Below are 5,150 nucleotides of genomic sequence, written 5' to 3' on the forward strand. Positions count from 1 at the left end.
GACGAGCCGCACGCCGACGCCGAGCGCTACCGCCGGCTGCACGTGATCGTCGGCGACTCCAACATGAGCGAGACGACCACCCTGCTCAAGGTGGGGACCGCCGCGCTGGTCCTGGAGATGATCGAGTCCGGCATCCCGCTGCGCGACTTCACCTTCGAGAACCCGATCCGGGCGATCCGCGAGATCTCCCACGACACGACGGGCCGCAAGGCGGTCCGGCTGGCCGGCGGCGGCGACATCAGCGCGCTCGACGCGCAGACCGAGTACTACGAGAAGGCGTCCGCGTTCGTGGCGAACCGGGGCACCGACCCGGTCACCCACCAGGTGCTCGACCTGTGGCGGCGCACCCTGGAGGCCGTCCAGACCCAGGACTTCACCAAGGTCGACACCGAGATCGACTGGGTGATCAAGAAGAAGCTGATCGACGCCTACGCGGCCAAGCACGGCCTGGACCTGACCCACCCGCGGATCGCCCAACTCGACCTGACCTACCACGACGTGCGGCCCGGCCGCGGCCTGCACTCGCTGCTGGCCGCCCGCGGGCGGGCCGCCCGGGTCGTCACCGACGGGCAGATCGCCACCGCGATGACCGTCCCGCCGCAGACCACGCGTGCCCGGCTCCGCGGTGAGTTCGTCGCCGCGGCCCAGGACGCCGGCCGCGATTACACCGTCGACTGGGTGCATCTCAAGCTCAACGACCAGGCCCAGCGCACCGTGCTGCTCAAGGATCCGTTCCGGTCCACCGACGACCGGGTCACCAAGCTGATCGAGGCCATGTAGCCGGTCCCCGCCCATCACCCGCCCGGCCGGGCGCCCCGCCACCCCTGCGTCGGCGCCACCCGGCCCGCCCCGCCGGGGCACCTCGTCGGCCTGTGCCGCGCGGATCAACTGCGCCGGCGCGGATCAACTGGCGCCGAATGTGACGCCTGGGACTGAAGTCGACGAGTTCATCCGCGCGTCCGTCCCCACCGTGGGTGTGGATGGATGCGCGGATCAACTGGAGCCGAATGTGACCGGTGGGACGGAAGTCGACGAGTTCTTCCGCGCCGCCGTTGTTGATCCGCGCGGGCAGGGGAGGCCGGTGTGACAGGCTTGAGGGCGTGGTGACGACGAAGGCGGCGAAGGCGGAGCGCCTGCTCAACCTGGTCATCGCCCTGCTCAACGCGCCGACGTTCCGCAGCGCCGCCTGGATCCGCGCGAAGGTGGCCGGCTACGGCGACGCGCCCTCCGAGGAGGCATTCCTGCGCACCTTCGAGCGGGACAAGAAGGAGCTGCGCGAGCTGGGCGTCCCGCTGCAGACACCGCCGAACGGGGGCGACGGGTACCGCATCCCGCGCAGCGAGTTCACCCTGCCGCCGCTGTCGTTCACCCCGGCCGAGACGGCCGCGCTGGCCCTGGCCGGCCGGCTGTGGGAGACCACCGCCCTGGACGCCGCCGGGTCGGGGGCCCTGCGCAAGATCCGCGACGCCGAGCCCGCCGCCGACCCGGTCGCCGGTCCCGGGGGCAATCCCGACGCCGAGGACGAGGGTGCTCGCCCGGAGGACTCGGTCGTCACCCTGCTCCAGCCGCGGGTGCGCACCTCGGACCCGGCGTTCGAGCCGATGCTGGCCGCGGTCCGGGCCGGCCGGATCGTCGAGTTCGACTACCGCAAGGATCCTGGCGGGCCGGCCGACCCGCGCCGCCTGCAGCCGTGGGGGCTGGTCTCGTTCCGGGGGCGCTGGTACGTCGTCGGCCACGACGACCGCCGCGGCGACCGGCGCACGTTCCGGCTGTCCCGGATCGTCGGCCCGGTCCGGCCCGGCGGTCGGGTCACCGTCCGGGCCCCCGCCGGCACCGACCTGCTCGCCGCCGTCTCCGAGAGCGTGCAGCGTCCGGTCTCCGACGCCCGGGCCACCCTGCGGGTGCGGTCCGGCGCGGCCGCCGGGCTGCGCCGCGGCGCGGTGGACAGCAGCCCGATCCCGGACCGGCCCGGCTGGGACCGGGTGCGGATCCCGCTCGGCCCACGCTGGGACACCGCGCGGCAGATCGCCGCCCACGGACCCGACGTCGTCGTCGAGGCGCCCGCCGACCTCGTCGAGGCCACCGTCGTGCTGCTGACCGGCGCCCTGGCCTCGGCCCGGGCGGCCGTCGGCCCGGACGGCCATCGCCCGGCCGACGACGGCGAGCTGCCGTTCGACGAACTGCCGAGCCCGGATCCGGGGGTGCCGGCACCGTGACCGAGAACGCCACCGACCGGCTGGCCCGGATGCTGTCCCTGGTCCCGTACATCTCCCGCCGTCCCGGGGTGGGCATCGGGGAGCTGGCCCGCGAGTTCGGCGTCGGCCGCGATCAGATCAGCGCGGACCTGGACCTGCTGATGGTCTGCGGGCTGCCCGGCTACTACCCGGACGACCTGATCGACGTCGTGCTCGACGACGACGGCGGCACGGTCTCGATCACCTTCGACGCCGGGATCGAACGGCCGGTCCGCCTGACCGCCGACGAGGCGCAGGCCCTGTTGGTCGCGTTGCGGGCGCTGGCCCAGACCCCCGGTCTGGTGGAGACCGACGCGGTGCAGTCGGCGCTGGCCAAGCTGGCCCAGCTGGACCGGCAGGCGGCCGAGTCGCCCGACGTCGTGCAGGTGCTGCCGGCCGACCCGGCCCGGGAACTGGGCACCGTGCGGGACGCGCTGGACCGGAGCCGGCGGCTGTGGATGCGCTACTACACGGCGTCCCGGGACACCGTCACCGAACGGACCGTCGACCCGCTGCGCGTCCTGGTCACCGACGGCCACGCGTACCTGGAGGCGTACTGCCACCGGGCGCGGGCGATCCGGCACTTCCGGATCGACCGGATCGAGGCGGCCCGGGTGCTGGACGAGCCCGCGCAGGGCAGCCTGTGGGTGGACTCCGCGGTCCCGGACCGGATCTTCCACCCCGACCCGGCGGTCCCGCCCGTGGAGCTGGTGCTGACCGGCGGGGCGCGCTGGGTCGCCGAGTACTACCCGGTCGAGTCGGTCAGCCCGCTGGCCGAGGCGCAACCGGGCGTGCGGGTGACGATGCACGCCGGCAGCGACGAGTGGCTGGCCCGGCTGGTGCTCTCGCTCGGCGGCGACGCGGTGGTGACCAACCGGCCGGAGGTGTCCGAGCTGGTCGCCGACCGGGCCGAGCAGGCCATCGCCGCCTACGACCGCAGCTGATCCCGGACGCAACGCGCGCCCGGTCCGACCGGGTCGGTTGCCCGCCCGCCGCAGAGGGATGCGCTGACGCCGCCCCGACACGGTGTCCGTCTCGGTCGAGACCTTGGCGGAACCTGCACCATCACTCTGGGCGCCGTGCGCATGGATCGGGTGCCCTCAAGGGGCCGCCGCGCCTTGTCGGGTCGCACCCGGGTCGCCCGCCGTGGAGGATTGTCCGACGTCACTGTCCGACGTCACTCCGGTACACCTGCGCGACCGCGGCGGCCCCGCGTCGGCCCGGAGCCTTCGGGCCGTCTCGGTGGAGACTTTGGCGGAACCTGCACCGTCACTCCGGGCGCCGCGTGCACGGTGCCGGTGCCCTCAACGGGCCGGCACGTCCGGCTGTCCCGCCGGACCGGCCGCACCAGGTGGCGTTCGCCCGCCGCGGAGGATGCCCGAGCCCGGCCCCGGCTGCGACCGTGCTGCGATGCGCACTCCTTCCCGGTACGAGGACCTGACCCGCGGGCAGCGGCACCGGATGGCCGCCGTGCTGATCCTGCGCGCGGTGGTGTCCGTCGTGGTGATCGTGGCCGCCTATTTCCTGCTGCCGCTCAAGGAACCGGCCGGCACCGGCATCGTGGTGCTGGTCGTCGGCATCCTGGCGCTGGCCCTGGTGCTGGCCTGGCAGGTGTGGGCGATCATCGGGTCGCCCTTCCCGCGGCTGCGCGCCTTTGAGACGCTCGCCGTCGGGGTCCCGCTGCTGCTCATCACCTTCGCCGCCGGGTACTACCTGATCTCCCAGGGCGACCCGGCGGCGTTCTCCCAGCCGCTGGACCGGGTCGGCGGCCTGTACTTCACCATCACGGTGTTCTCCACGGTCGGCTTCGGCGACATCACCCCGGTCGGCGACCTGCCCCGGCTGCTGGTGAGCCTGCAGATGCTGCTGAACCTGGTGGTGTTCGGGCTCGTGGCCAAGCTCATCTTCGGCGCCGTCGAGATGAACCTGCGCCGGCGGTCGGCGCCACGCGCCGAACCGGACCCGACGGCTCCGTAGGATCGGGGCGGTGCCCCACGGCGGCGCCGCGGACGACGAGGGAGCCAGCGCATGCGTGTGTTCGGGCGGCAGCTGCCGAGCCTGCGCCTGCGCAAGGGGCGCCCACCCAAGACGCCCGACGGCACCATGCCGCTGATGGAGCACCTGCACGAGCTGCGCCGCCGGCTGTTCCTGGGCACGTTGGGAATCCTGGTGGGCACCGTGATCGGGTTCATCTGGTTCGGCCACGGCATCCCGGCGATCGGCCTGCCGAGCCTCTCGGACATCCTCACCGGGCCCTACTGTGCCGTACCGATCGACCGGCGTTACGACTTCGGCAGCCCGGACGAATGCAAGCTGCTGGCCACCGGCCCGTTCTCGGCGCTGGAGCTGCAGCTCAAGTCCGCGCTCATCGCCGGGGTCGTGCTGTCCAGCCCGGTCTGGCTCTACCAGCTGTGGGCGTTCGTGACCCCCGCGCTCTACAGCAAGGAGCGCAAGTACGCGGTCATCTTCGTCGGCACCGGCGGCATCCTGTTCGCCGCCGGCGCGGTGCTGGCCTACGTGGTGATCCGGGAGGGCCTGACCGTCCTGTTGGGCTTCGGCGGCGACGCCACGATCACCGCGCTGTCGCCCGACAGCTACTTCTCCTTCCTGATCGCCATGCTGATCATTTTCGGGGTCTCGTTCGAGCTGCCCCTGCTGCTGATCATGCTCAACCAGATCGGCGTGGTGCAGGGCGCCAAGCTGGCCGCCTGGCGCCGCTACGCGATCTTCGGGCTCACCGTCTTCGCCGGGCTCGTGGTGCCGGGCAACGACCCGATCACCATGCTCGCGCTGGCCGTCTCGCTCGCCCTGCTGTACGAGGTGTCGGTGCAGGTGGCCAAGGTGCACGACCGCCGCAAGCGGCGCCAGGAGGCCGCCGCCGAACTGGCCGACGACGAGGCGACGCCGCTGGCCGAC

5 protein-coding genes are annotated in these 5,150 nt (G+C 73.1%); all 5 read left to right on the plus strand.

The annotated features are described in order from the left end of the window. The coding region (locus tag ACOJUF_RS06000; protein WP_420120954.1) for a proteasome accessory factor PafA2 family protein at positions 1-780 on the plus strand (780 nt) is incomplete at its 5' end. A 320-nt stretch (positions 781-1,100) separates the two neighbouring features. Further along, entirely contained in the window at positions 1,101-2,216 is a 1,116-nt protein-coding gene (locus tag ACOJUF_RS06005; RefSeq protein ID WP_420120955.1) for a helix-turn-helix transcriptional regulator, read from the plus strand. After that, the gene (locus ACOJUF_RS06010) at positions 2,213-3,178 is read left to right on the plus strand and encodes a helix-turn-helix transcriptional regulator (RefSeq protein WP_420120956.1); all 966 of its coding nucleotides are present in this window, start codon (positions 2,213-2,215) and stop codon (positions 3,176-3,178) included. The genes ACOJUF_RS06005 and ACOJUF_RS06010 overlap by 4 nt, the downstream gene beginning before the upstream one ends. A 466-nt stretch (positions 3,179-3,644) precedes the next feature. Beyond that, on the plus strand, positions 3,645-4,211 hold the full coding sequence (locus tag ACOJUF_RS06015; protein ID WP_420120957.1) for a potassium channel family protein: 567 nt from the start codon (positions 3,645-3,647) through the stop codon (positions 4,209-4,211). 51 nt (positions 4,212-4,262) lie between these two features. After that, positions 4,263-5,150 (plus strand): twin-arginine translocase subunit TatC (gene tatC, locus ACOJUF_RS06020; RefSeq protein ID WP_420120958.1); only part of this gene is annotated, 888 nt, incomplete at its 3' end.

Source organism: Nakamurella sp., assembly GCF_048594475.1.
Taxonomy (GTDB): Bacteria; Actinomycetota; Actinomycetes; order Mycobacteriales; family Nakamurellaceae; genus Nakamurella.

What these genes read in the sequence shown, in the direction of transcription:
- ACOJUF_RS06015 (WP_420120957.1), top strand. Translation starts at nt 3,645, where the DNA reads ATGCGCACTCCTTCCCGGTACGAGGACCTGACCCGCGGGCAGCGGCAC.